Source organism: Nocardia jinanensis (assembly GCF_014645735.1).
In the GTDB taxonomy this organism is placed as follows: domain Bacteria; phylum Actinomycetota; class Actinomycetes; order Mycobacteriales; family Mycobacteriaceae; genus Nocardia; species Nocardia jinanensis.
In genome coordinates this window covers 78,124-104,169 of record NZ_BMMH01000017.1, presented here as the reverse complement: position 1 = coordinate 104,169, position 26,046 = coordinate 78,124, and the positions used below count along the sequence as shown (strand labels likewise).

Annotated in this window: 25 protein-coding genes; 9 read left to right on the top strand and 16 right to left on the bottom strand. The window is 67.7% G+C overall.

What is annotated here, in order from left to right; genetic code table 11:
- Positions 1–1,533: 1,533 nt before the first annotated feature.
- Positions 1,534–2,217: a TetR/AcrR family transcriptional regulator gene (locus IEY68_RS28625; protein ID WP_063000106.1), complete on the bottom strand. Its 684-nt coding sequence runs from the start codon at positions 2,215–2,217 to the stop codon at positions 1,534–1,536.
- A gap of 132 nt (positions 2,218–2,349) precedes the next feature.
- On the opposite strand from IEY68_RS28625, the gene IEY68_RS28620 reads away from it, so the two are divergent.
- Together IEY68_RS28620 and IEY68_RS28615 are read left to right on the top strand one after the other, a co-directional pair.
- The gene (locus tag IEY68_RS28620) at positions 2,350–3,846 is read left to right on the top strand and encodes an MFS transporter (protein ID WP_063000108.1); all 1,497 of its coding nucleotides are present in this window, start codon (positions 2,350–2,352) and stop codon (positions 3,844–3,846) included.
- Between the two features lie 310 nt (positions 3,847–4,156).
- Positions 4,157–5,089: a LysR family transcriptional regulator gene (locus IEY68_RS28615; protein ID WP_063000111.1), complete on the top strand. Its 933-nt coding sequence runs from the start codon at positions 4,157–4,159 to the stop codon at positions 5,087–5,089.
- A 35-nt stretch (positions 5,090–5,124) separates the two neighbouring features.
- Here the strand turns inward: IEY68_RS28615 and IEY68_RS28610 are convergent, their stop codons facing one another.
- The 9 genes from IEY68_RS28610 to IEY68_RS28575 all read right to left on the bottom strand — a co-directional run bounded on the left by IEY68_RS28610 (position 5,125) and on the right by IEY68_RS28575 (position 13,596).
- Positions 5,125–5,937 carry a carbohydrate ABC transporter permease gene (locus IEY68_RS28610; protein WP_063000113.1) on the bottom strand — a complete coding sequence of 271 codons (813 nt, stop codon included), beginning with the start codon at positions 5,935–5,937 and terminating at the stop codon, positions 5,125–5,127.
- A complete protein-coding gene (locus tag IEY68_RS28605; RefSeq protein ID WP_063000115.1) occupies positions 5,927–6,874 on the bottom strand; it encodes a carbohydrate ABC transporter permease in 948 nt (315 codons plus the stop codon). Before IEY68_RS28605 ends, IEY68_RS28610 begins: the two co-directional genes overlap by 11 nt.
- The gene (locus tag IEY68_RS28600; RefSeq protein ID WP_063000117.1) at positions 6,875–7,723 is read right to left on the bottom strand and encodes a metallophosphoesterase; all 849 of its coding nucleotides are present in this window, start codon (positions 7,721–7,723) and stop codon (positions 6,875–6,877) included.
- Positions 7,720–9,093 (bottom strand): ABC transporter substrate-binding protein, encoded by a 1,374-nt coding sequence (locus IEY68_RS28595; protein WP_229719090.1) that lies wholly within the window; start codon positions 9,091–9,093, stop codon positions 7,720–7,722. The genes IEY68_RS28600 and IEY68_RS28595 overlap by 4 nt, the downstream gene beginning before the upstream one ends.
- Positions 9,094–9,104: 11 nt before the next feature.
- Positions 9,105–10,241 (bottom strand): ABC transporter ATP-binding protein, encoded by a 1,137-nt coding sequence (locus IEY68_RS28590; RefSeq protein WP_063000125.1) that lies wholly within the window; start codon positions 10,239–10,241, stop codon positions 9,105–9,107.
- Between the two features lie 10 nt (positions 10,242–10,251).
- Complete coding sequence (locus IEY68_RS36865; protein WP_268241634.1) at positions 10,252–10,386, bottom strand: hypothetical protein; 135 nt, start codon at positions 10,384–10,386, stop codon at positions 10,252–10,254.
- A 531-nt stretch (positions 10,387–10,917) separates the two neighbouring features.
- Complete coding sequence (locus IEY68_RS28585; protein ID WP_189094536.1) at positions 10,918–12,564, bottom strand: DEAD/DEAH box helicase; 1,647 nt, start codon at positions 12,562–12,564, stop codon at positions 10,918–10,920.
- A 268-nt stretch (positions 12,565–12,832) separates the two neighbouring features.
- Complete coding sequence (locus tag IEY68_RS28580; RefSeq protein WP_063000127.1) at positions 12,833–13,405, bottom strand: TetR/AcrR family transcriptional regulator; 573 nt, start codon at positions 13,403–13,405, stop codon at positions 12,833–12,835.
- Positions 13,405–13,596 carry a hypothetical protein gene (locus tag IEY68_RS28575; RefSeq protein ID WP_063000129.1) on the bottom strand — a complete coding sequence of 64 codons (192 nt, stop codon included), beginning with the start codon at positions 13,594–13,596 and terminating at the stop codon, positions 13,405–13,407. Before IEY68_RS28575 ends, IEY68_RS28580 begins: the two co-directional genes overlap by 1 nt.
- 306 nt (positions 13,597–13,902) lie before the next feature.
- Between IEY68_RS28575 and IEY68_RS28570 the strand changes: the two genes are divergently transcribed.
- Both IEY68_RS28570 and IEY68_RS28565 read left to right on the top strand, forming a co-directional pair.
- Positions 13,903–14,583 carry an NPCBM/NEW2 domain-containing protein gene (locus IEY68_RS28570; RefSeq protein WP_063000131.1) on the top strand — a complete coding sequence of 227 codons (681 nt, stop codon included), beginning with the start codon at positions 13,903–13,905 and terminating at the stop codon, positions 14,581–14,583.
- A gap of 383 nt (positions 14,584–14,966) precedes the next feature.
- Positions 14,967–15,803: a hypothetical protein gene (locus IEY68_RS28565; protein ID WP_189094535.1), complete on the top strand. Its 837-nt coding sequence runs from the start codon at positions 14,967–14,969 to the stop codon at positions 15,801–15,803.
- Between the two features lie 159 nt (positions 15,804–15,962).
- On the opposite strand, the gene IEY68_RS28560 is transcribed toward IEY68_RS28565, so the two are convergent.
- Entirely contained in the window at positions 15,963–16,262 is a 300-nt protein-coding gene (locus IEY68_RS28560; protein ID WP_063000135.1) for a DUF1540 domain-containing protein, read from the bottom strand.
- 268 nt (positions 16,263–16,530) lie between these two features.
- Between IEY68_RS28560 and IEY68_RS28555 the strand changes: the two genes are divergently transcribed.
- Together IEY68_RS28555 and IEY68_RS28550 are read left to right on the top strand one after the other, a co-directional pair.
- Positions 16,531–17,757 carry a cytochrome P450 gene (locus IEY68_RS28555; protein WP_063000137.1) on the top strand — a complete coding sequence of 409 codons (1,227 nt, stop codon included), beginning with the start codon at positions 16,531–16,533 and terminating at the stop codon, positions 17,755–17,757.
- A complete protein-coding gene (locus IEY68_RS28550) occupies positions 17,754–18,488 on the top strand; it encodes a TetR/AcrR family transcriptional regulator (protein WP_063000139.1) in 735 nt (244 codons plus the stop codon). Before IEY68_RS28555 ends, IEY68_RS28550 begins: the two co-directional genes overlap by 4 nt.
- Before the next feature lie 105 nt (positions 18,489–18,593).
- Here IEY68_RS28550 and IEY68_RS28545 read toward each other — a convergent pair whose 3' ends face one another.
- Positions 18,594–19,214: an antibiotic biosynthesis monooxygenase gene (locus tag IEY68_RS28545; protein WP_189094534.1), complete on the bottom strand. Its 621-nt coding sequence runs from the start codon at positions 19,212–19,214 to the stop codon at positions 18,594–18,596.
- Positions 19,215–19,511: 297 nt separating this feature from the next.
- On the opposite strand from IEY68_RS28545, the gene IEY68_RS28540 reads away from it, so the two are divergent.
- The 3 genes from IEY68_RS28540 to IEY68_RS28535 all read left to right on the top strand — a co-directional run bounded on the left by IEY68_RS28540 (position 19,512) and on the right by IEY68_RS28535 (position 22,122).
- Entirely contained in the window at positions 19,512–20,315 is an 804-nt protein-coding gene (locus tag IEY68_RS28540; protein ID WP_063000143.1) for an alpha/beta fold hydrolase, read from the top strand.
- 337 nt (positions 20,316–20,652) lie between these two features.
- Entirely contained in the window at positions 20,653–20,775 is a 123-nt protein-coding gene (locus IEY68_RS36860; protein WP_268241633.1) for a hypothetical protein, read from the top strand.
- A gap of 147 nt (positions 20,776–20,922) precedes the next feature.
- Positions 20,923–22,122 carry a cytochrome P450 family protein gene (locus IEY68_RS28535; RefSeq protein ID WP_189094533.1) on the top strand — a complete coding sequence of 400 codons (1,200 nt, stop codon included), beginning with the start codon at positions 20,923–20,925 and terminating at the stop codon, positions 22,120–22,122.
- Here the strand turns inward: IEY68_RS28535 and IEY68_RS28530 are convergent.
- From IEY68_RS28530 to IEY68_RS28515, 4 genes are all read right to left on the bottom strand, one after another.
- Entirely contained in the window at positions 22,119–23,147 is a 1,029-nt protein-coding gene (locus IEY68_RS28530; RefSeq protein WP_189094532.1) for a helix-turn-helix transcriptional regulator, read from the bottom strand. The two genes, IEY68_RS28535 and IEY68_RS28530, sit on opposite strands and share 4 nt — an antisense overlap.
- A 63-nt stretch (positions 23,148–23,210) precedes the next feature.
- Complete coding sequence (locus IEY68_RS28525; RefSeq protein ID WP_063000151.1) at positions 23,211–24,149, bottom strand: aminoglycoside phosphotransferase family protein; 939 nt, start codon at positions 24,147–24,149, stop codon at positions 23,211–23,213.
- Positions 24,150–24,220: 71 nt separating this feature from the next.
- Positions 24,221–25,039, bottom strand: a complete 819-nt coding sequence (locus IEY68_RS28520; RefSeq protein ID WP_063000153.1) for an ABC transporter permease — start codon at positions 25,037–25,039, stop codon at positions 24,221–24,223.
- Complete coding sequence (locus IEY68_RS28515; protein WP_063000155.1) at positions 25,036–25,989, bottom strand: ATP-binding cassette domain-containing protein; 954 nt, start codon at positions 25,987–25,989, stop codon at positions 25,036–25,038. The genes IEY68_RS28520 and IEY68_RS28515 overlap by 4 nt, the downstream gene beginning before the upstream one ends.
- Positions 25,990–26,046: the final 57 nt, after the last annotated feature.

Sequence of the window (26,046 nt, the reverse complement as noted above, 5' to 3'; positions counted from 1 at the left end):
GCCAATGCTCCGGCGAACGCTCCGGCCAATGCTCCGGCGAACGCTCCGGCCAATGCTCCGGCCAATGCTCCGGCGAACGCCCCCGGAAATCGGAGAATCAGCACGAAGACCGCGGTCATTGGTGGCGGTGCTGTTCTCGCCGCCGGTATTTTCGCGGGCACTCAGCTCGGTGGCGAGGAGACTCCGAGCGCTGAGGAGAATCCCGAAGAGGGGCCGGCCGACGTCCCTGGCGCGACGGACTCTCCAGAGACCACGACTCCGGAGGCGCCGGAAGTGCCTACGCCGACCACGCCGACTGCGCCGACGACACCGACTTATCCGACTACGCCGACTTACCCGACTACGCCGACTTACCCGACTACGCCGACGACTCCGACTACGCCGACAACTCCGACGACTCCGACAACGCCAGGAACGACCACTCCCGGAGCGGACGACTCCGAATCGGGTCCGTTCGGAGCGGATGGCCTCGGATCGGGTGAACTCTCATCAGACGAACTCGGTTCGGGTGATAGCGAATCGGGCGGGTCCGGCGGCTCCTCCGGGACCGGGTCGGGTTCCAGCCCCGACCCGGGTCAAACCCCCGGCGCCGGCGGCGGCACTGGTGGCGGTACCGGTGGCGGCAGCGGCGGTGGCATCGGGGACATGATCACCCCTCTCATGATGGCTGCCATGATGTCTCAAGGTCTCGGCGGAGACGAAGAAGACAGCGGTGACGAAGACGACGAATCCGATGAGGACAAGTCCGATACCCCACCGCCTTCCACCCCTGCCCCCAACCCCGGACCGGCTGTGCCTCCTGGCGAAGGTGAGCCTCCTGGGGAGGGTCAGCCTCCTGGCGAAGGTGAGCCTCCGGCGGAAGGCCAGCCTCCTGGCGAAGGTGAGCCTCCTGGCGAAGGTGAGCCTCCGGCGGAAGGCCAGCCTCCGGGCGAGGGTCAGCCTCCAGGGGAAGGTGAGCCTCCGGCGGAAGGCCAGCCACCTGGGGAAGGTCAGCCTCCGGGCGAGGGCCGACCTCCTGGCGAAGGTGAACCTTCTGCGGAAGGTCAGCCTCCGGCGGAAGGTGAGCCTCCGGCGGAAGGTGAGCCTCCTGCGGAAGGTGAGCCTCCTGTGGACGCTCCCGGCACCAGTTCGGGGCAGGGACTGTAGGAGGAGCTCTGTACCGGATCCACGCTCGGCGCAATCGGCCGGCGCGTATCGACTCGCTGCTGGCCACGAGCGTGGAGATTGCCGGGACGACGGCTGCCACCTCCGACTCGTGTGTGGAGAGCAGGTCGACCGGCACCGTCGGCGGCAGCCGGGTGCTGATCCGCGAGGGTCGGTTGTGCCGATCCGCCTCGGCGGCCGACCCGGAGGTGGGATGGCCGCCGTAGCCGACCGCGGGGGCTGTTTCGCCGGACGTGCCGACAGCGGGTGCGGCACATCCGGAACCGAGTTGCCGGAACGAGGAACTCGCCGAGTTCGGGCAAGTGCGACCTGAGCCGGCTCGCCCGCCTGCCTATCGGGACGAGAGGAGCGGTCCGGACTTTCGTCCGGTCAGCGTCGCCGACCGGCGCAGGGCGCGGCTTTGGCGGTCTTCGCCTGGTCGACCTCGTCGTCGGTCAACGCGCGCACCGGAAGTTCCTGGCGCGCGACATTGTCCGCGCGGATGCCGTTGAGGGTGATCGCCATATAACGGCGCCAGATCTCGGGATTGATCGGTTTGGCGAATTCGGCCAGGCCGTCGACCATATGGATCATCGCGAACAGGTCCGACGGTTCGATCTCGGGCTGTAGGACCCCTGCCTCGCGGGCGCGGGCGACGATCTCCGCTACGGCGGGTTTGATCCGGTCGCGCAGGCCGTGGAAGCGGTCGGTGTCGAGGTCGAGTTCGAGGATGACCTCGCTGAAGCCGCGGTTGACGGCCAAATGGCGGCAGGCGTATTCGACGAACTGTACGAGGCCGTGCCAGGGGTCCGGGTCGCGCAGGCTGTCCTCGGCGGTATCGGCGAACGCGCCGAGGCTGTGTTCGAAGACCTCGGCGATGAGTTCCTTTTTGTTGGCGAAACGGCGGTAGACGGTGCCCACGCCCACGCCCGCTCGTTCGGCGACGTCGTCGAGGGTGATCTCCAGCCCACGGTCGGCGAACAGTTCACGGGCCGCCTCGACGATGCGTTGCTGATTGCGTGCGGCGTCGGCGCGCAGACGCCGGGGTGTGCGCAGGGTCGTGGCGTGTTTCACATCGGCATTCTATCAACGGCGGGATTAAGTGGAGGTTGATCCTCCGTTATTGTGTTAGCCTTCATATAAGCGGAGGTGCCTTCTCCACTTCTCGGATCTTCCTCCACATCCAACTTTCCTTCAAGGGGCGAGATGACTACCACGATCGATCGCGGTCCGTCCGCGCAGGAAACAGCATCGGGCAGACGCGGTTCGCACGCGCTGCGATGGTGGGTTCTCGCCGTCCTCGGCGTCGCCCAGCTCATGGTCGTACTGGATGCGACCGTGGTGAACATCGCGCTACCGGAGGCCCAGCGCGACCTGGGTTTCGACGACGCGAGCAGGCAGTGGGTCATCACCGGTTATGCGCTGGCCTTCGGCAGCCTGCTACTGCTCGGCGGCCGGCTCAGTGACCTGTTCGGCAGGCGTAATACCTTCATCATCGGTCTGATCGGCTTCTCGGTGGCCTCCGCCATCGGTGGTGCGGCCGTCAACTTCGAAATGCTGGTCGCGGCGCGTATCGGCCAGGGTGTCTTCGGTGCGGTGCTCGCACCGGCAGCATTGTCGCTGCTCACCGTCACGTTCACCGAACCGTCCGAACGGGCGAAGGCATTCGGTATCTTCGGCGCGGTCGCCGGTACCGGTGGAGCGATCGGGCTGCTGCTCGGCGGCGCGCTCACCGAATGGGCCTCGTGGCGCTGGGTGATGTTCGTGAATCTGGCCTTCGCGGCCGTGGCGCTGGTGGGTGCGGTGCTGCTGCTGGCCAAGCATGTCGCCACGACGCGGCCGAAGCTCGATATCCCGGGAACGGTCGTGGTCACCGCCGCGCTGTTCGGCATCGTCTACGGGTTCTCCCACGCCGAGAGCGAAGGCTGGACGGATTCGGTCACGCTGACCTTCCTCATCGGTGGCGCGGCGCTGCTCGGGCTGTTCATCTGGCTGGAGACGCGGGTGGCGCACCCGCTGTTGCCGCTGCGCATCGTGCTCGACCGCACCCGTGGCGGGGCCTACCTCGCGGTGTTCGTCATGGGAATCGGGATGTTCGCGATCTTCCTGTTCCTGACCTACTACATGCAGCTGACGCTGGGCTACTCGCCGATCATGACCGGTGTGGCGTTCCTGCCGATGGTCGCCGCCATGGTGGCGTCCTCGACCACGACACCCTCGCTGCTGCTGCCGAAATTCGGGCCGAAGGTGGTCGTCAGCGCCGGGTTCGCGATCGCCGCGCTCGGCATGGCCTGGCTGACCCGGATCGGTCTCGACACCGGGTACGCCTCGCATATTCTGCCCGGGCTGATCCTGCTCGGTCTCGGCCTGGGCGGGGCGATGTCGACGGCGTTCCAGAGCGCCACCGCCGGGGTGAAGCACGACGACGCCGGGGTCGCGTCCGCGATGATCAACACCAGCCAGCAGGTGGGCGGTTCGATCGGGACCGCGCTGCTCAGCACCATCGCGGCGTCGGCCTCGAGCGATTATCTGGCCGGCCGGACGCCGAACCAGATCACCGTCGCGCAGTCGGCCATCGAGAGCTACACCACCAGCTTCACCTGGGGCGCCGGTGTTTTCGTCCTCGGCGCGGTAGTGCTGGCACTGCTGCTGCCGAGCACCCTGCCGGCTCCGGCCGAAGGTGAGCCGGTACTCGCGCACTGAGCCTCACGAATGCGCTGAGTCCCACGGATCGGACCGCCCGCCCCCGCGATACGCGGAGGCGGGCGGTCGGCGTCCGGGTGCGTCCGGCAAGGAGGAATACGAACGCGTACACCCATCGCATACCGCCAGGCTCTCGGACCCATGCCGGATAGTCAGTGTGGCCGGGGACTGTGCACTACGAGTCAACACACTGGTCGGACAGGGTTCACCGGCACGCCACGACCTCGGTGCCGGACGTGCGGTCGTGGTTCATCCTCGGTTACCCGGTCGCGCTAACGTTCGGTACAGGCGGAACAAAGGAGCCGGTGGTATGGATTTCCGACATTTGATTTCGTTCATCACCATCGCCGAAGAGCTGCATTTCGGCCGGGCCGCCCGTCGTTTGCATCTGAGCCAGCCCAGTCTCAGCGCACAGTTGCAGAAGTTGGAGAAATCGCTCGGGGTGCAACTTGTCGCACGGACTTCGCACGAGGTCGAGCTGACCCCGGCCGGTCGGGAGTTCGTTGCCCGGGCCCGGATCGTGGTGGCGCAGATGGACCGTGCGGCACAGGCCGCGAAGGCGACTGCCGAGGGGCGGGTGGGGACGCTCAATATCGGCTACAACCTGCCGGCCAGCAGACATGTGCTGCCGGAGTCGCTGGCGCGGATGACCGACCGTCATCCCGGCATCGAGGTGTCGCTGTGGGAGAAACGTACCGGACCACAGTTGGCCGCACTCGCGGATGGGTCGCTGGATATCGCGCTGGTCTACGGCCATCCGAGCACCACCGATTTCCGGTATGTGCGGCTGATGCGCCGGGTACCGCTGCTCGCGGTGGTCGGGCGCAGACACCCCTGGGCGCACCGGTCGAGTGTGCCCTTCGCCGAACTCGCGGATCAGGAATGCGTGCTGTTCGCGCGCGAACAATGCCCCGCCATGTACGACTCCCTCGTCCGCGCGGCCGCGAGCGCGCACATCACGCTGGCGGTCGCGCAGACCGCCGATGACCCCGGCGCCACCGCGCATATGGTTTCGGTGCGCCCGCTCGTCGGGTTCGCGTCGCTGCCGCGGGCGGTTTCGATGGGGATGGGTGCCGCCGGCACCGGGACGGTGGCGGTGAAACTCCGCGATCCCGTGCCGATGCTGGATCTGTACGCGGTGTGGCGGGCGGACGAGGAGAACCCCGCCGTCGGGTTGTTCCTGGAATGTACGGATGCGCTCGATCCGGATCCAGCCGAGGCGGTTCGCGCCATCCCGGCGTGACCCGGAGCCGGACACGACGGTGCGCACCCGCGGCACTACTTCAGCCCCGACCGTACGAACGCGTCGACGATATGGCGTTGCAGCAGCAGATACATGATCAGCACGGGCAGGCAGGCGAGCCCGGCAACAGCCATCATCGGGCCCCACTGGTCCCCCTCGGTACCCATGAAACTGCGCAGACCCAGTTGCAGCACATCGTTGGACTGTCGCAGTACGACTGCCGGCCAGAAGTATTCGTTCCACGCGTTGATGAACAGCAGAATGCCTAGCGCCGCGAGTGCCGGTCGCAGATTCGGCACGACCACCGTCCACAGGATCGACCACGAGGACCGGCCGTCGATCTTCGCGGCCGCCACCAGTTCCTTGGGGAACCCGGCCAGGTGCTGGCGCAGCAACAGCACCGCGAGGGCCGAGCACAGAGTCGGGAGCACGACGCCGATCAGCGTATCGATCAAACCGAGCCGGGCCAGCAGGACATAGTTCGGCAGCATGGTCACCTGGAACGGCACCAGCCAGGTACCCGCGAAGGCCAGGTACAGCGCGTTGCGGAACCGGAAGGTGTACATGGCGAACGCATACGAGGCGAGCAGAGCGATCAACAGCTGGCCGGTCGCCGAGAGCGCGGCGACGAAAAAGGTATTGCCGATCAGCCGCAGGATATCGACTTCACCGGCGGCGTCTCCGTAGTTGGCGACCGAGATCGGCCACGGGATCGGGGTCAGGTCCGTGACATCCTCGGGCCGGCGTAGCGATGTCGCGAAAAGCCAGTAGATCGGGAAGACGCACAGCACCGCGGTGATCGCGAGCAGTAGATGGCCCCCCACCCCGCGCAATCGTTCACTCGTCATGGACGCTCACCTTCTCCGAGAACCACAGCAGGAGCGCGGCGATCGCACCGAACCCCACGAACAACAGGACCCCGGCCGCGGCGCTGAGTCCGGCGTCGAAACTGTGGAAGGCGTAATCCCACAGCAGGTAGTAGATATTGGTGGTGGCCTGCGCCGGACCGCCCTGGGTCATCGAATCGATCAGTGGAAAGGTCAGGGTGGGACCGAGCAGCACTGTGATCAACACCAGGAAGAGCAGTGTGGGCGAGAGCAGCGGCAGAGTTATCCAACGGCGGATCTGGCCGGGACTCGCACCGTCGACCCGCGCCGCTGCCGCATAGTCGCCGTCGATCGCGGCCAGACCGGCCCACACCACCAGCACCGCGAATCCGAGTAGCTGCCAGCCGGTGACCACGATGATCACCGCGTGCGCAGTGCTCACGTCGTAGACCCAGTTGCGTGGCGACCCGAGCACCCGGCCGACGAAACCGCCACCGGGATGCAGCAGCCAGCGCCATACCGCCGCGGCGGCGACCGGCGCGACCAGGAAGGGCGCGAAGACACAGGCGTGATACACGGTACGAGCGCGGCCGCCGACCCGGCGGCTCGCCAGGGCGATGATCAGCGGAAATACGACGGTGAACGGCAACAGTCCGGCGATGAGCTCGACGGTGCGGCCGATCGAGTCCCAAAAATCCGGAAGCCGCACGAGCCGCTCGTAGTTGGCCGCCCCCACGGACTCGGCAGGCGAAGTGGGTAGCAGATTCCAGGAATAGGTGGACAGTTCGGCCGCGCGGAGCAGTGGCCGGTATACCCACACCACCAGCAATATCGACGCCGGCGCGAGGTACAGATACGGGACCGCGCCTCGCAGTAACCGGCGCAGCCGGGGCACCCGGCTCGGTTCCACCGAGATTCCCGGCGCCGGCTCGGCAGGCGGAGATTCGACGACGAGCATCTATCCGGCCTCCGCCGCCAGTGCGGCCAGTTGCGCCAGTACATCCTGTTCGGCACGGTCGTAGACCAGCTCGGCGGGCGTCGCCTCGATCGCGGTGGCGATCAGCGTCGAACCGACCAGATCGATACGGCTGTAACCGGATCCGGCCCGGCCCCGGTGCCGCCCGGCGGGTGCGATCGGATCCATCCGGTACGACACCGCGGGCCCGATCCACACCGGGATGCCGTTCAGCGCGGCCGCCCCGGTGTAGTGGTTGTGCCCGCAGATGATCAACCCCACATCCGACCCGGTGAGTACCTCGGCGAGCCGCTCCGGCCGGCGCAGGCGAAGGGCCTCGGTGGTCGCGATCGGCGACGGGACCGGCGGGTGGTGCAGCACCAGCAGCGTGCCGTGCCGGGCAGGATGGCGCAATTGGCCGGCGAGCCAGTCGAGCTGCTCCGGTTCGAGCGTGCCGTCGTGCCGGTGCGGTGTGGTGCTGTCCAGTGCGATGACGCGGAGACCGGCGATATCGCGTATCTGATCGTGCGGTCCGGCGGTACCGATGGGTGAGTCCAGCAGTTCGGCGGCGAAGGCTTCCCGCTCGTCGTGGTTGCCCATCACATAGAGCGTTTCCGCGCCGAGTTCCGCGGCGACCGGTTCGACCGCGTCGCGCAGCCGTCGATAGTCCAGGGGAGATCCGGTGTCGGTGAGGTCGCCGGACAGCACCAGCGCGTCGATCGGTCGCCGGAAGGCTCGTAGCTGGTCGAGAACGTGGCGAAGGTTGGCGTAGGTATCCACCGAGCCGTGCATCCGCTCGCCTGCGGGCCGGATATGGGTATCGGTGAGCTGGACGATCGTGACCCTGCTCATGACGCGGGCATCAGTTCGGTGAGCCGGTCACGGGCCTCGGTGAGCGTGGATACCGGATCCCGGCCCTGGAAGACCACCGCCTCCACCGCCTCCATCATGCCGTCGCGGATCTGCAGGTAGTTGTCGCCGGGCATCGAGACCCACGGCTCCATGGTCGCCAGTTGTGCGACATTCGGCGCCAGCAGCGGATTCTTCGCCGACCACGCCTGCAAACCGTCCGGATCCTCCATCAGGCCGGTGCGCAGCGGCAGGTAGCCGATCCGCTGCGAGATCTCGGTGTAGGCCCGCTCGCTGGTGAGGAACCGGACGAGTTCCCAGGCCGCGCGCTGCTTCGCCGGATCGTCCGACAGGATGAACAATGACGCGCCGGAGTTCGTCGGCACCGTCGGCTTGTCCCCGAAGCCGGGCATCGGCGCGGACCGCAGATCCCAGTCGCCCGCGGCGCCCTGCACGAATGTGCCCTGCATGGCGCTGGTTTCCAGGATCATGCCGAGTTCACCGCGCGCGAAGGCCTCATAACCCTGTTTCTGGTTCAGCCGCGGCATGGCGCCCGAGTCGACGAGTCGCTTGCCCATCGCCGCCACCTCCACCGCGGGTGCGTCGGCGAAGGTGAGTGTCCGTCGGTCCGGGGAGATCACCTGCCCGCCGTTGGAGCGGACCAGCGACTGGTAGCACCAGTCTTTGGCCGACCTGGTGAGGCAATCGAGGTAGACGCCGCCCTTGCCGGTCCGGCCGGCGATCGCGGCCGCGGCCGCGTTCACCTCCTGCCAGGTGGACGGTGGGTGTTGCGGGTCCAGGCCGGCCGCGGCGAACAGCGAGGCGTTGTAGTAGAGGACCGGGGTGGAGAACACGAAAGGCACACCGTAGGTGTGGCCGTCCCAGTCGGCCAGGGTCCGGGCTTTCGGAGCGTAGGGATGTTCGGCGCCGTCGAAGTTGGCCTGTACAGCCCGTCGACCCACCAGCGCATCGAGCGGTTTCGCGCCGAGCTGGTGAACGGTGAAATCGAGGTCGCTGAAGCCGAGCTGCGCGATATCGGGAGGCGAGCCGGCGACCATCTGGCTCTGGATACTGGAAATAGTGTCGGTCGCTGGATTGGGGCTGTTGCCCTGTGGTTTCCGCGCGGTCACCGTGATATTCGGGAACTCGGCCCGGAACTCGGCGAGCAGGGAGTCGAAGGTATCTGTCCAGGCACCGGCGAGTCCGTAATTGTAGGACTCGAACACGATCGACACCTGTTGATCCGGCGCGAGCTCCGGAATCGGCTCGCCGCCGGCGTCCGGTTCGGTCGTGGTGCTCCCGAAACCGCCGCAGGCGCTGAGTGCCAGGACGGTGGCGAACACCAGGCCGAGTGCGGGCATGACGCGTTTCACAGTGGGTCTCCTCATCGGGTGGTGCCGGATCCGGCGACCACGGCAGCCGCCGCGCCGTCCGGCCGGGTGGACCGCCAAGCCAGGCGCAGCCCGGAATCCGGGTGGAACAGGTGGATATCAGCGGGTGCGATACGCAGGCCGATGTGGTCCCCGGCGGCGACTCCCGCGGGTCGGCGGATCCGTGCGCACAGGGTGTGGGCGCCCGCCGTGAAATGGATCAGCTCGTCGCCGCCCAGGTTCTCCACCCGGGTGACCCGGCCCCGGATATCCGGCGCATCCGGTTCCGGCCGCAACCGTTCGGGGCGCATCCCCGCCACGATCTGCACATCCTGGTCGAACTCCGAGACGGGAAAGGGTAGTTCGACATCGATACCCGCGGCGACCGCGCGGAGGCCGCCGTCGCGGGCGATGACGGTCGCGGGAATCAGATTCATCGGTGGGGAGCCGAGGAAACCGGCGACGAAGGTCGACCGCGGGCGGTCGTAGAGTTCGGCCGGTGTACCGACCTGCTCGACGCGGCCCCGGTCCAGCAGCGCGATCCGGTCGGCCATGGTCATGGCCTCGACCTGATCGTGGGTCACATAGAGGAACGTCGCGCCCAACCGCTGGTGCAACGCGACCAGCTCGGCGCGAGTCGTGCTGCGCAATTTGGCATCCAGGTTGGACAGTGGTTCGTCCATCAGGAAGGCTCCGGGATCGCGGACCATGGCTCGAGCCAAGGCGACCCGTTGGCGCTGACCACCCGACAAGGCGGCGGGTTTGCGGTCGAGAAGTTCGGTGAGCCCCAGGATCGCGGCTACTTCCGCCACGCGTGCCGCGGTTCTCTCGCGCGGTGAACGCCGGGCCCGCAACGGGAAACCGATATTGCGGCTCACGGTCAGGTGCGGGTAGAGCGCGTAGCTCTGGAAAACCATGGCCAGGTTGCGCTGCTGTGGTCCGGTGTGGGTGATATCGGTGTCGTCCAGGGCTATCCGCCCCTCGCTGGGCTCCTCCAGCCCGGCGACCATGCGCAGCAGCGTCGATTTCCCGCATCCGCTGGGCCCCAGCAACACCATGAACTCGCCGTCGGCGATATCGAGGCTCACCCCGCGCACCGCCTCGGTCCGGCCGAATCGCTTGGACACGGCTTCGATCCGCAGTCTCGCCATCGCCGATCCCTCAGCTCGGCAGCTCACCGGTGGCGGGCATGGGCACCGCGTCCGGTCGGCGGTAGATGTGCTCGCCTCGCACGGAAAACGCCCGGTCGGGGCGGAACTCGGTGGTGTCGTCCGCCCACTGCGTCACAGCTCTCATGGGGCCAGTGTCGCCGCGAAGCGGCCGTGCGCGGCCCTGCGATAGGCAGTTTCGATCGTACGAATCGACTGCGGTCGGTCCTCGGGCCGGGCCCGGAGATCATGGGCGACGGCTGCCTGGGAGACGCGGCCATGATCCCCGAGGCGCACCTCGCAGGGCATATGAGGAAGTAAGTCGTGACGGGTGGCGGTGGGTCAGGTCGCCGCTGTCGGAACAGCGCCCGGCTCGGTCGCCGCCCGCCCGGTAGCGGACCGGGCGGCCGATCGCACGACGCATGACGCCGGAACCCGGTCGGTCGTCACGATGAACCCCGGGCGCTCCGGGCCGACCGCTGGTGACGCGGCGGTCGGCCCGGGGCCGCGCGGTGTTTCACGACGATCGACCGGCCGCCACTGCCCGAGGCAGACACCTCTGGAACAACGATGCGGCCGGTCGGGGGGCTTCGTTCGGTGCACCGCCGGATTCGTCGATCCGAACTGCGGTCCGGTCCTACGCCGTGCGGCCGACGGTTTCGCTACGCGTCGTTCGCACTCACCCGGCCGGCCGGGTGGCCCGGCGTGGCCGCCGCTGGCCCTGCGCCGAGTCGAAGTGACCGGAGGCGGACTTCCCGCCGCCGGTACGGGCCGAATCCGTGGCACGCTTCGCACCGGACGCCTGTTGTTTGCGCGCGCCCGCGGCGGGCTGCCGGGCTTCGTGGCCCGATGCGGCGGCCCGATTCCCGGCCCGTCCCGCGGCATTCCCGCGCCGGCCGCTCGATCCGCGCGCACCGGCATGTTCGGCCGCGCCCGACCGTTCGCCCTGCCTCGATCGCTTACCGGCGCCTTCCGGCCGGTTCCGTTCACCGGCAGTCTCGCGCGCTCCCGACCTCGTCGAATCGGAGTGGTCGCCGGCGCGTGCGCCCGGTCCGCCGCGGCGGCCGCGCTGTCCACGCCTGCCGCCGGTGGTCGCGCGGTCGGCGTCCAGTTCGGCAGCGGTCTGTCGTGGCCGCGCGGGTTCGGCGGCCACGGAGTAGTCCGCGAGACCGACGAGAACCGGCGAATCGGGGGTCACCGCGCGCGGGCTCACCGTGATACCGGCTTTCCGCAGCAGCACCGCGACATCCTTGCGCTGCTCGGGCAACACCAGTGTGACCACGGTGCCGGCGGTGCCCGCACGGGCGGTGCGGCCGGAACGGTGCAGGTATGCCTTGTGTTCGGCGGGCGGATCGACGTGGACGACCAGTTCGAGATCGTCGACGTGGATACCGCGGGCCGCGATATCGGTCGCGACCATCACCTGGGCGGTGCCCGCGGCGAAGGCGGCGAGATTACGGTCGCGGGCCGGCTGGGAGAGGTTCCCGTGCAGGTCGACGGCCGCGATACCGGCGCGTGTCAGTTCGCCGGCGAGTCGGCGGGCGTGGTGCTTCGTACGCATGAACAGAATGCGTCGGCCGCTACCGGCCGCCAGGGCCCGGACGAGTTCTTTCTTGGCCGCGGCGCCGTCGACCTCGAAGACATGATGCTCCATCTTCGGCGGCGGTGCGGCGGCTTCGTCGACCGAATGCGACACAGGGTCGTGCATGAACCGGTCGACGAGCTTCCCGACGCCGTTGTCCAGCGTGGCCGAGAACAGCAGTCGCTGGGCGTCGCGCGGTGTCGCGTTGAGGATCCGGGTCACACCGGGAAGGAACCCGAGATCGGCCATATGGTCGGCTTCGTCGAGCACGGTGATGCGCACCGCGTCCAGCGACAGCGCCCGCTGTTTCATCAGATCTTCGAGCCGGCCGGGGCAGGCGACGACGATATCGACACCCTGCTTGAGCGTCTTGATCTGCCGGTTCACCGGCACGCCACCGAACACGGTGGTGACCCGGAGACCACGGATCTCGGCCAGCGGGGCAAGGGCGGCGGCGATCTGGGTCGCGAGTTCACGAGTGGGCGCGAGGATCAGCCCGGTGGGCCGCCCGGGTGCACGCCGCGCGTCGGCGAGCAGCGCGACAACCGGAATACCGAATGCGAGAGTTTTCCCGCTACCGGTCTTCCCGCGGCCGAGGACGTCCCGGCCGGCGAGGGTGTCGGGCAGCGACGCGCTCTGGATGGGGAAGGGCTGAGTGATACCGCCGTCGGCGAGTGCGCGGACGATATCGGCGGGCACGCCGAGGTCGGCGAAGGACTGCACGGCAGCAGTGTTGGCAGGCATGAAGATATGGGCGCCTTTCGGCATCGGAGGTGATACCGCGGCGTCCGTTCGGACCGTCTGTCCGCGCCTACTCGAGGTGGCGGCGCCGCGGGTCCCGACGCGAAAGGCTGAAATCCGCGACGGAGGAGTACGTGTGTGCGCATCTGGCGCAGGTACTACCGAGAGACTACCGTACCGCCCGTTCCTTCCCGGCGCGGTGACCTGCGGCACGTTGTGACGCATCCGTCCGGCCCGCCGGCGCGAGCATTGCGCCGACGTCGGGAAGTGTTCAGGGCCGGGGTCGTAGTGCGGCGAGGATCGTGTCGACCGACCGGTCGGCGAGGTCGTCGGACATCGGAAGGTGCCCGAACAGCGCCCGGAAGTAGATCGGCGCGGCTACCGCGTCGAGGACGAAATCGATATCGGCGGCCGCGTCGATCTCCCCGCGATCGATCGCCGAACGCAGGGCCCGTGCCGTGCTGTCGCGGCGCGGGCCGAATACCCTGGACCACAGCTGTTCACGCAACTCCGGATCGGCGGCGAGATCGGCGACCAGCGCGGGTAGCACCCGGCCCAGCGAGGTATCGCGTAACGCGGCGACCAGCTCCCGCATGGAGCGCACCAGATCCGCGCGCAGATCGCCGGTATCGGGTGTCGGTTCGAGTCCGAGCAGATCGGCGACCACCGCGACCACCAGATGCCGTTTGGAGGGCCAGCGCCGATAGATGGCCGGGCGATGGATACCGGCGGTCGCGGCGACCTGTCCGATGGTCAGTCCCGCGTACCCCGCGGTGTCGAGCAGGGCTCGCGCGGCGGCCAGCACCGCGATATCGATCCGTGCGTCGCGCGTGCGGCCCGCCATCAGAACACCGGCCGGGGGACGAGTACGACCTGCCGGCCGCCGTAGCCGACGTGGTTCTCGAATCGGTACAGCTCGCGCAGGCCCAGGCCTTCGATATAGAACCTGACCACCTCGTCGAGCCGGTCGGTGGGACGGGCGAATCGGACTTGGGTCACCCCTAGGTTTCGGGGTCGGTCGGTGTCGGCGGTCATGGTATAAACGGTACAGTACGTATCGAATCGTTTCAGGTGGGTTCCGGGACGGGAATCGGCACATGGGTGGCGCGGCTGTACCGGTGCTACCTCCCTGATGCCTGCCCTCGGTCCGGTCCCATGAAAAGTCAAAGGCCGCCGATCTTTTCGATATCCGGCCGCCGAGCACGGGAAATTCGAATCGTGCGCGGGCGAGCCGGACAATCGAGCGAAGCGCTCCAATTCCATCGCCCCGCCCGGCGTGGTATATCTCTGCTGCGGCGCCCGGCCGGGCTCCGTCGAGTTCCGTCGAAGAAGAGTGTGCGCGTGTCCAACCCAACCGAACCCACTCGCGGGCCGATCCCGCGCCCCAATTCGCTGGCGACCAGCGCCGAGCCCGGTAAGAGCGCCCGGGGCGCGGAGCGTGGGATATTGCTCGTAACGGGAGCGGGTATCGCGCTGGCTGTCGTCGGGCTGGTGGTCTCGCTGCTTGTCGGTGCCGGTTCCACGGACGCGGAATCCGATACCGCACAGTCGATTACGACGAGCGAGAGTGCCGCCGTCCCGGCCGCGCCGGCACCGCCGCCGGCCGCCTCGCTGCCCAAGCAGTATCTGGCGGATATGTCACCCACCAGTGGAACGGCATATACCGGGACCATGCCGGTCAACGGCGCCTCCTACCCGCATTCGATCTATCAGCAGTTCAGCGGTTGCGATACCGAGGTGAGCCACACCTACAACCTGAATCGCGAATGGTCGCGATTCTCCTCGACAATCGGCATCGCCGAGGGCGGCAATTCCCAATCGGTACTCCAGTTCGGGGTGATCGCCGACGGGAAATCGATCTATTCCTCCGGCAACGTTGCGGTGGGCCAATCGCCGACGGTGGATGTATCCGTCGCGGGTGTGCAGAACCTGACGATCAGTTTCCTGTTCGTCGGCGGGAATTTGGAGAGCTGCAGCCAGGCGGGTAACGGTGTGTGGGGCGAAGCGGGTCTCACGAAGTAAGGCGATCCCGGTGTTCGGCTGTCACTCATCGCATGCGCGTGTCCAGCCGGGCATCGGCATTCGGCAGTAGGCGTCCTCCGTGCCCACCCGGCGCGGATCCGAGCTCGGGGTGCCCGGCCGGGTGGGGTGCCACGACGTCCCTCTTGTCATCAACGGATGTATCGGGCCGGCGGAGATCCGGCGGTACACCGAGATCCAGATGAAGTCCGACGCGGTGGACGAGCGGGGCATCGTCTACGGGATCCGCTCTGGATCTGTCGGGCGCTCGAACGGATGGTTCGGCGCACGGAAGTCTCATAGGATAGAGGTCTTACCCAGGCGCGGAATGCTCTATGCCCAGTCGCGAGTGGAGGACCGAATTGTTCGGTCGGCTCGTTTCCGAGATGCACCGACGGGTCCGCGATGCCATAGCAGGTGCCGGACACGTCTCCGAACAACCACTGCGGAAAACCGGCGCGGGGCTGGAGCGGTTGGCCGACGACAGGGAGGATCTCGACAAACGGCTCGCTCGCGATCTCCGATGGAGCGACGAGTCCGGCGGTGTGGGGGATGCGGTCGTGCCTCCGGGTTCGTCCGCGGATCGCGACGCCCCGCTGGTCGTAGCCGATGCGCTGCACCGGATACATTTGTCCGGGGAGCAGGCGATGTGGACGAACTTCCTGCCGAGGTTCCTGCCCTATCGCGACTTCGAGCGATGGGCCCTGGCGAAGAAGGAAGGTCCGCTGCCGCCGTTGGGTCCGAAGTCCGGTATGAACTGCCGGGAAATGATCATGCGGGTGGCGGTCGAGGCGAAGGTGCTCACGCACGCACAGGTCCGTGCGCAATACCGGTCGATCTCCGGACGTAGAGCCCTGCGTGCCAGGCAGGACGGTTTCCTGCCGTACGACTTTCCGCAGCAGATGCAACGGGCGACCCTACCGCACGATACGCAGCACCTCGTCATGGGCGATCGCGGTGCGCCGCGCCCGAAACGTGGTGATCTGATCATGTGGGAGGGGTGGGGAGAGGGGAACGCGCACACCGCCATGGCGACCGGACGCCTCATCGGTCCGGATCTGGATCCGGAGGTCTATTCGTTCTGGCCGCCGCCGAAGGCGCCGGATATCCCCGGAACTGTGACCGACGCGGTTCAGATCACGACAGTCGGCACGTTGACGCCGTTCGTTTCCGGCCCCGATTCTCCCACGCTCCCGATCTTGTTCGGCCGGGGTCCGTGGTGAGGGCGCGCGATCCGCGTCCGGTTGCCGGGGAGGTCTGTTTCCGGGTATCGGCTCGTCTGCCGGGAACGATCGGTCACCGGCCGGGTGCATGATCGGGCCGGTGCGGCGCTGGCGAGCGCGCTGGTGGCATAGAGGTTTGCCGGTGACCGGGTGATTCCGTCAGCGGGGGGTGTAGGTCAGGCAGCGGGCCGAGTGATCGGCGCTGCCCGGGCCGACCCGGATCTCGCCGGCGGTGCATTCGAGGTCGGCGTTGTGCACGCAGTCGGCGCGCTGGCAGGCGCCGACCATGCTGGTGACGGTGTCCAGGCCGCCCCGGACCGCGAGCGGGATGAAGGTGGCGCAGTCGGCGCTGCCGTCGTGGCCGGAGACATTGATCGCATAGGCGTGGCAACCGTCGTGGTTGTACGAACAGCTGTTCACTGTGCATTCGCTGACGTGCGGCATCTCCATGGTGGTCATGTGCTTCGTCCTCCGGAAGTGTCGGGAGTTGTGCTCATGCGGCTACCAGAATAGCCAGGGAGTGATCGGACTGAACTTCTCATTGTGCGGTCCCGGGCCGTGTTCACCCAGCGTATCGAGGGCAGCTCGGAGAAAGTAGCGAAATATTTGCCAAAAGGTCGCGATCCGGCTGCGGGCCAGTTATGTGAACGCTATTTACTAAACCGTGTTCACAAATGAGATGTGGTGTGGTTCACTCTCGATTACAGGGTTCCTGCAAGGAGGCAATATGACAACGACGTCCCTCTCGCATGACTTCGATTTCACCGACCCCGACCTGTTGGCGGCCCGGCTGCCCATCGAGGAATGGGCCGAACTCCGCCGGACCGCCCCCGTATGGTGGGTCGATCAGCCGAACGGGGTGAGCGGGTTCGACGACGGCGGCTACTGGGTGGTCAGCAAGCTCCAACACATCAGGGAGATCTCGAAGAACTCCGAGGTCTTCTCCACCAACGCCAATACCGCGGTGATCCGCTTCAACGGCGATATCGCGCGCGAGGAGATCGATATCCAGCGCGCCATGCTGGTCAACACCGACCCGCCCGAGCACGACAAACTGCGTCGCATCATCTCCCGCGGCTTCACCCCGCGGGCCGTGCAGAGCCTGCGCGACGCCCTGCACGAGCGGGCCGAGCGGATCGTGCACGAGGCGAAGAAGACCGGTGGCGGCGATTTCGTGCAGCAGATCGCCTGCGAACTGCCGCTGCAGGCCATCGCGGAACTGCTGGGTGTTCCGCAGGAGGACCGCGGCAAACTGTTCGACTGGTCCAATCAGATGATGGGCTACGACGACCCCGAATTCGACGGTAACCACAGGATGGCCACCGCGGAGATCATGGGTTACTCGTGGAACCTCGCCGAGGAACGCCGCAAATGTCCGGCCGACGATATCGTCAGTCAGCTGGTCAACGCCGATATCGACGGCGAATCCCTGGGCTCGGAAGAATTCGCGTGGTTCGTGATCCTGCTCGCGGTGGCCGGTAACGAGACCACCCGTAACGCCACCACGCACGGGATGAAGGCGTTCATCGACTTCCCCGACCAGTGGGAGTTGTACAAGGCGGAGCGGCCGCGTACCGCGCCGGACGAGATCGTGCGCTGGTCCACCCCGGTCATCGCCTTCCAGCGCACCACGCTGCAGGACACCGAGATCGGCGGTCGAGCCATCCCGAAGGGGCAGCGGGTCGGCCTGTTCTACGCTTCGGCCAATTTCGACGAGGAACATATCACCGATCCCTTCCGGCTGGACGTCACCCGTAACCCGAATCCGCACGTGGGCTTCGGCGGCACCGGCACCCACTACTGCGTCGGTGCGAATCTGGCTCGCCTGCAACTGGATCTGATCTTCAACGCCATCGCCGATGTGATGCCGAACCTGCGGCAGGTCGCCGAACCCGTTCGGCTACGGTCGGGTTGGCTGAACGGAATCAAGAACTGGCAGGTCGCATACGAATGACACAACCCGCGCGGCGGGGCCGGATGCCCGCGGTCAGTGACGTGGACATCCGGCGGGTGGCCAGGGAGCTCTTGGTCGACCGGGGTACCGAGGCGCTGACCCTGCGCGCCATCGCGCGCGACCTGGGCGTCACCGCGCCCGCGCTGTACCGCTACTACTCGTCCAGGGAAGACCTGGTGGCAGCGGTGCGCCGCGATATCTGTATCCATCTGGCCGAGGATCTCGCCGTCCAAGTGGCCGAATTGCCCGACGACGGGGTGATCCGGTTGTTCGCCATCTGCCGGGGATTCCGGCATTGGGCGCTGGCGCACCGCAACGAGTTCACCCTGGTGTTCGCCTCCCCGGCGGACGGCGGTGCGGGTGGGTTGCGCCGGTTCGACGAATCGTTCGGGCTGGTCTTCCTGGAAGCCGCGGGCCGGCTGCTGGCGACCTATGATCTGGCGACCCCGCCGACCGACCTGATTCCCGCCGCGCTGCGTGCGGATCTGATCGTATTCCAGGAAGAATTGCTCGCCGTGCTGGCGCGATCAGGGCAGAAGTTTCCGGCCGAGAAACTCGACCTGGGTGTGGCGTATCTGATGATGACGATGTGGGCGCGGCTCTACGGGCACGTCACCTTGGAAGTGTTCGGTAACTACCCGATGCCGGTGAGCGATCCGGAGGTGCTGTTCGACGCGGTACTCACCGACCTCGCCGCCGGGATCGGCCTCACCACAGGAGAGGTGCAGTAGGTCGATCGGCCGCGGTCACCGGCGAACGATGACAGCGCATCGGCCACGCCCGGAACGACCGGGCCGGCGCTCTCCGGCCGTTCCGGGCGATACGAATGATTGCGATCAGGCCATTTCCGGAACCCGCAGGTGGGCGAGTGCCAGTTCGAACTCCCGCACGTCGAGAGCCGCGACGCCCGTCCGCCGGGCAGCATCGACCCGTAGCGAAGCCGACTGCTCACGGTTGGCCGCCATCGCCGCGGCGCTGTCGAAACTGGTGCACGATACGGCGCGGCCGGACCTCCGGTTGATCATCAGGCTCGCGCTGCAGAACCCCTCCAGGTCCTCGATGGCGGGCAGGGTGCCGGCCTTGTAGATCTCGACGGCCGAATCGAGACGGCTCGGATCGGTCTTGACCCAGGTCGCGCGCACGCATGCGCCCTCGTTCGCGTGATGAGCCCGATGCAGGCCCGCGATCTCCCATTCCTCGATCTGTGCGCTACCGCCGAAGATCTCCAGCGCGCGGTCGCGGATCGGGCCGATCCGCTCCGCGCTGTCGTGCATAGCGTCCTCGGATTCCCAGGCGCTGGTGGCGATACAGTGCCCGTTGTCCCGGTCGACCAGCAACGACAGCCCGAAACACCCGGGGAGTTCCCGTAGTGCGGGCAGAACGATATCTCGCATATGCGCAATCCCGGCATCGATAGCTGAGGGTTGCGCCTGAATAGTGGTAGATCGCGCGAACACGATCCACCCCCTCTCTGCTCGAGGCAACGCCCCGGTGGCGCCACCGGTGCCTTCACCCTGCTCCCCTCTCGGCGCAGTGGCAAGAGTGGTGATCGCCTGCCCGGGAGCACGGCCTTCATTCGGTCGGCGACAGCGAGGTGGCTCCTGCGCCTGGGGGTCCGGAGGGCGGATCACGTTTTCGCCCGGGGCTCGCCCCGCTACACTGATCATCCGTATCACCTGTACGGCGCTGCGCGTCGTTCGCGCCGGACTGCTCGCATTCGTGAAAAACCGAAACGAGACCGGACAGGGAAATCCATGACCATCATCCGCATGTTGCGTACCGCTCTGTTGACCGTGATCATCGCGATCGTCGCGCTGGCGGCCGTCGCGATGCCCGCCTCCGCCGCACCCCGGCCGACGGTGGTCCTGGTGCACGGCGCCTTCGCCGATCCCACGAGCTGGGATCGTGTGGCCGCGCAACTGCGCGGGCAGGGCTACCGGGTACTGGCCCCGGAGAACCCGCTGCGCGGCCCGGCGCATGACGCCGCTGCCATCCAGCGAACCCTCGACACCGTCGCCGGGCCCATCGTGCTGGTGGGCCACTCCTATGGGGGGTTCGTGATCAGCAATGTGCACGACTCCGATGTCGTATCCATGGTCTACGTCGCGGCCTTCGCCCCAGCTCAGGGGGAAATCGCGCAGCTGGCACTGAACCCGATCCAGTACCCCGGTAGTCAGCTGCTGCCTCCGGCGTTACAAGTGAAGGTCGTCGACGATCCGCAGGGCATCGCGGGACGCAATCTCGACGGGTATGTGGCGCCCGAGTACTTCCACGATGTGTTCGCGCAGGACGTCGACGACGCTACCGCCGCCGATATGCTCGCCCATCAGCAGTCGATCGCCCTGGCCGCCAACCTGGAGCCCTCCGGCGCGCCGTCGTGGGCGGGTAAACCGAGTTGGTTCCTGGTCTCCCAGCACGACCGGGTCATCCCGCCGGCCTCGCAGCGGTTCATGGCCGAGCGGATGGGGGCGCAGACCACTGAACTCGATGCCTCGCACGCGTCGCTGGTCTCGCGGCCGGGCGATGTCACCGCGGTGATCGAGACCGCGGCGGGCTGATCTCCCCGGCCCGGGTGACCCGGCTCTGCGGCCGGTGCGAACTGCCGGGCCACCTCGGCCCGGCTGTGCAGGCGCACCTGTTCGGATCCACGGTCGGCCGCGAACTCCTCGAGCACTCCGAGTTCGGCGGCGGTGCGGGCTACCGCCAGTGTTCCGCTTCGCGCGACCTCGAACCCGGCCAGGTCGGCGAGACGCAGCCACCTCTCCCGTGCGGCCAGGGCGTAGTCGAGGGCGACGCCGGTCTGCGGGGTCGTACAGATATGACCGAAGTTGCCCTGGCGACCCTGCGGGCACTCCGCTGCTGCGGGAGCGGCGGCACACCTTGTCGGCGGCCGGGGTGCCGCTCGAATTCGGGGAGGACCGTTATCGGCCGGACCGGGTGACCTTCACCATCGACAATGCCCGCCCGGCATCGGCCGGCACCGTGCACGGTGTGCGGGTCCGCAAACACGCCGAGTAGTGCGGCCCGCGCCCGGGTCCGGTACGTCGCAATTACGTTCCGGTGCTGCGGAATACCGGTGCGGGGCAGGATGTGGCGCCCCGATTGTGCCCGTCGGTCCGGCATTCGACACTCTCCCTGATCGCACCGAGAACTCAGGGAGACAGCATGTCCGAACAAGTCATCCAGCTTCCGACCCCCGGCGAGTCGATTCTCGAGACGCACGAGCGGATCCTGCGCGCGGGTGAGATCGTGCCCATCGAACTGCCCGGCGGAGTCGGTGCCTACCTCGCGGTCAGCCATCGTGCCGCCGGCGCGGTGCTCGACGACAAGCTTTTCGCCAAGCACCCGTCGAATTGCCCGGCGCTGCGCGACGGCCGGATTCCCGCCGACTGGCCGCTGCGCGCGTTGACCGACGCCGAACACATGCTCAACCAGGACGGTGCCGCGCATCGCCGGTTGCGTCAGACGATCAACAAGGCCTTCACTCCCGCCCGGATCGCGGCGCTGGAACCGCGGATCCAGCAGATCGCCGACGAACTCATCGACAATTTTCCCGAGACCGAAGAGATCGACCTGATCTCGAACTACACCACACCGTTGCCTGTCCGGGTGATCTGCGATCTGTTCGGGGTACCGGTGCACGAGCAGCCGCAGCTGAAAGCCTGGACGCTGACGATTGTCTCGGTCACCAGTACCGGTGCGGAAACGCAGGCGGCCATGGCGGCGATGGGCGGCTATTTCTTCGAACTGCTCGCTCGCAAACGGGCCGAACCCGGCGACGATCTGACCTCGGCGCTGCTGGCGGCCAACGCGGAGAACGAACTGACCGACGAGGAACTGGTCGGCATGCTGTGGCTGGTGATCGTCGCCGGTCACGAGACGACGGTCCATTTGCTGGGCAATGCCGTGATCGCGCTGCGGGAGCATCCCGGCCAGCTCGCGCGGGCCCGGGCCGAGGATCGCTGGGCCGATGTGGTGGAGGAGGCGCTGCGCTACCGCTCCTCGGTGGTGGGTGCGCTCATGCGCTACCCCTTGGAAGATGTGACCGTCGCCGGGGTCGACATCCCCGCGGGCACACCGACGCTGTGGCACGGTGGCGTCGGCCGGGACCCGCTGCGCTATCCCGACGCCGAGGTGTTCGATATCGACCACGAGCACCGCGACCAGCTCGCGTTCGGCCGCGGACCGCATTTCTGCCTGGGCGCACCGCTGGCCCGGCTGGAGAGCCGGATCGCGTTGCAGACGCTGTTCACCCGCTACCCGAAGCTGGTCCTGGCCGTGCCCACCACCGAGATCGAGTACACGGTGCAGATCAGCACGGTGGGTCCGGAGAAACTCCCGGTACGGCTGAATTCCGCTTCCTAGGAACGGGTTCCGTCCGGCGGCGTCGCGTCCGCGAAGCCCGGAGGTTCGGCGCGCCTGCTGCGCCGGAACTCCCGGGGCGTGACGCCGTATCGCTCCTTGAACGCCGCGGAGAACCAGGCGGCTGTGAAACCGCAGCGGGTCGCCAGTTCCGCGATGGTCATGGTGGCGCGTGGGTCCGTCAGGAGCTCGCGCGCCACCCGCAGGGCTTCCTCGCGGCGCAGGTCCCGGAAGGTCGTTCCGTCCTCGTGCAGTACCACCCGCAACTGCCGGGGCGACCAGCCGAGCGCGTGCGCGACCGCGGGCAGGCGCACATCGGATCTGCCGATATGCGCGCGCAGATGGCGCCGGATGCTCTCGGCGACCTGAGCACGGTGCGCCGCTTGTGGTTTCGTCTCGCCGACCGCGAGCATGCACAGCAATTCGACGACCCGATCGCAGACCGCGTTGAATTCGCGTTCGGACAACCGGGACTGTTCGGCATGGGCGGCGCGGATCATATCCGCGGCGATCCGGCCCAGACCCCGGTTCATCTCGAAGACCAGGTTCATATGCGTGCGCGGTCGCACCCGGTGCTCGATCTCGGTGCGCGGCACCTGGAACGCGTAGGCCGCCGAATCGGGTATGCGCAGCCGGCACGGTATCTCCAGCCCCACCACGACCGCGTGCCCGGTCGGGACGGATGTCACCTGATCGTCGAAACGTATCGCGAAGTCACCACGGTCGGGTACGACGACCCAGAAGAAATCGTCGCCGGGGATGTCGCGGATATGCCGGCGCGTCCGATGACACAGGCGATTTCCGTGCTGGTCCCAGCGCAGCAGGTGATAGGTGCTCGACTCCTGGGCGGTGAGTCCGGCGTGCCAGTCCTCGCGATCATCGAATTCGTGTGCCATGGGCACGAATCCGTCGGCGAGTTCCGAGAACGATTCGGGTCCGCACGCGGCCACGTCGTACCAGCGCATTGTGACCATCCCCTCGATCGGGATCGGCCGGCCCCTGCTGCCGGCCGACGCGATCAGCGTCATCACGATACTGGCTCGGCGGGGCGGGCGCGTCACGGCCGCGAATCCCGGCGCGGCCCGGCACATTCACGACAGGGCGGCCGCCACCCGGCGGTAGCGGGCCGCGTCGCCGGGTCTGTCGTCCTCGAGGGACCAGGCGATCTCCTCCACGGCGCGCAGGAAGGCCCAGCCGCGGGCGCGCTCCCGGTCCACCTCGAGACCGTCTGCGGCGGCGGCGACCATGCGGTGGGCGATCCGTGGATCCGGGTCCGGGTGTGACTCCACCATTTTCAGGATCAGGAAACCGGCGTCGAAGGCCGCCTCGCCCAGATAGGCCTTCGGATCGATCAGCAACCACGGTTCGCGTTCGGAGGCGACGATATTTCCCAGATGTGTATCCCGATTGACTATCAGCTCCGGCCCGTCCGGTACCGCCATCGCGGCGCACCGGTCGCGGGCCGGGCCGGCCAGCTCATCGGTGAGGTAACCGAGGAGCGCGGGGCCGGTCAGCCGCTCCGACCAGTCCGCCACGATATCGGAGACCAGTGGTAGCGGGGGATATCCGGAGGGCAGCCCGGTGGGTGGACGGCGTAGCCGCCGGTACAGGGCGCAGGCGGCCTGTACCGCGTCCGCGTGTTCCGGCCTGCCCTCCAGTGGGATGGGTGGCTGGCCGACCAGCGGGGTGCCGGGGCGCGCCCATTCCAGCAGCAGCGCGCGGCTGTCCGGATCGAATTCGTAGAGATACGCGGCACCTTCGCCGCGATAGCAGTACATACCCGCGGCCTCACCGGCGTCCTCCTCGTCGATCACCGGGACCTTGAGTACCGCGACACCGCCGTCGGCCCGGCGTACCGGAGCCACGAAGGAATGGGTGCCGCCCGTGAAGGACGCTCCGATCACTTCCAGTTCCCAGTCGCGGCACAACCGGGCCACCGTCGCGGGCAGTTGCGCCAGCCAGCGCTCGCCACGTTCGGTGAAGATCGTCCGGATGTTGTCCACCACATCGGGTGGTAGGGAGATCGTCACGGAGCCAGCTTGCCGAGGTGCCGGGGGCGGGTGCAACCCGGCGCTGGGTGGCACCGCGGAGTGAGGGCCGCTCACCCGCGCCGCACCGCGCCGTACTGCCGCAGGACCACCGGTACCGTCACCGCCAGGATCACGGCGACCCAGAGCAGCGACGCCGCGATCGGCTCGCGCAACGGCCAGGCCGCGTCCGCGGCGACGGTGCCCGGCGCGCCGAACAGGTCGCGTGCCGCGGCCACGATCGCGCTCACCGGGTTCCATTCCGCGACCGCCCGTACGGCGCCGGGCATGGATTCGGTGGGTACGAACACATTCGAGAACATGATGGTGCCGAAGATGAGGGGCGCCACCTGCTGGAGCATCTGTTCGTCCCTGATGAGTACGCCCAGGCAGATCCCGACCCAGCCGATCGCGAACCGGAACAGTAGCAGCAAGGCGAACGCGGCGGTCGTCGCGCCGATTCCGGTGTCGATCCGCCAGCCCGCCGCCAGCCCGATACCCGCCATGATCAGCAGGGCGAGTCCGCCGGTCAGGGTCTCCGCGAGGGCCAGACCCGCCGGTATCGAGACGGTGGGTAGCGGCAGGGCGCGGAAGCGGTCGGTGAGACCGCTGGCCATATCGGCGTTCGCGGTCGACGCCGTGGCGGCCAGGCCCATGGCCGCCACCAGGACCAGCACGCCCGGTGTGAGGTAGGACCGGTAGGCCGCGGTATCGCCGTCGCCGGACAGCGCGCCGCCGAAGACGAACCCGAACAGCAGCATCATTCCCGCGGGCGCGGCGAGGGTCACCGCGAGCAGCGCGGGCGAGTGGCGATAGGCCGACATGATCCGGCCGAAGGTTATGGCGGTCGCGGAGAGAAGGGAAGGTACGCGGGCGGGGAGTGTCGCGGTCACGGGGTTGTCCTCGGTTCGGGGCCGGTCAGGGCCAGGAAGGCGTCGTCGAGAGTGGCGCGGCGGCGGCCGATATCGTGGATATCGATACCGATCTCGTCGAGTGCCCGCAGGATCGGCAGCAGCGGAACATCGGCGGTGTGGAACGTGTAGGACAGTGGCGCCGCCGGATCCGCGGACGCCGGTGTGTCGCCCACCGGCCGGCCGCCGAAATCCTCCAGTACGCGGGTGATCTCGTCGTGGCGTCGCGGATCGGCGACCAGTTCCACGCCCCCACCGATTTCCGCGGTGAGGGTCCGTGGTGTGCCGGTGGCGACGACACGGCCCGCGTCCAGGATGGTGACCGTATCGGCCAGCCGTTCGGCCTCGTCCAGATATTGGGTGGTGAGCAGCACGGTGGTGCCCTCGGCCACGAAATCGGCGACGTAGCTGTAGATCTGATTACGGCTACGCGGATCGAGCGCGGTGGTGGGCTCGTCCAGGAACAGGACGGCGGGACGCACCACCATGGCGGCGACGATATCGAGGCGGCGGCGCATTCCGCCGGAGTAGTCGCGGGCGAGCCGGTCGGCGGCGTGGGCCAGGTCGAACCGGTCCAGGAGCTCGCCGGCGTGAATTCGTGCCTGCCTGCCGGGCAGTCCGTTCATCCGGCCGAACAGGGTGAGGTTCTCCAGTCCGGTCAGCCGTGGGTCGACCGCGTGGAACTGGCCGACCAGCCCGATCCGGCGCGCGACCTCTCCGGTCTCGCGCACCGTGTCGTAGCCGGCGATCCGGGCGTGGCCGCTGTCGGGCCGTAGCAGGGTGGCGAGCATCCGCACGGTCGTGGTCTTGCCCGAACCGTTCGGCCCGAGCAGCGCGTGGACGCGACCGGGGTCCACGCGCAGGTCGACAGTGTCGACCACGGTGCGTTCGCCGTACCTCTTGGTCAGCCCTTCGACCTCGATCGCGGTCATGACTACTCCTTCATTGGGAACACTGTTCGCAATAGAAGTTAGCCGAATGCGAACGAT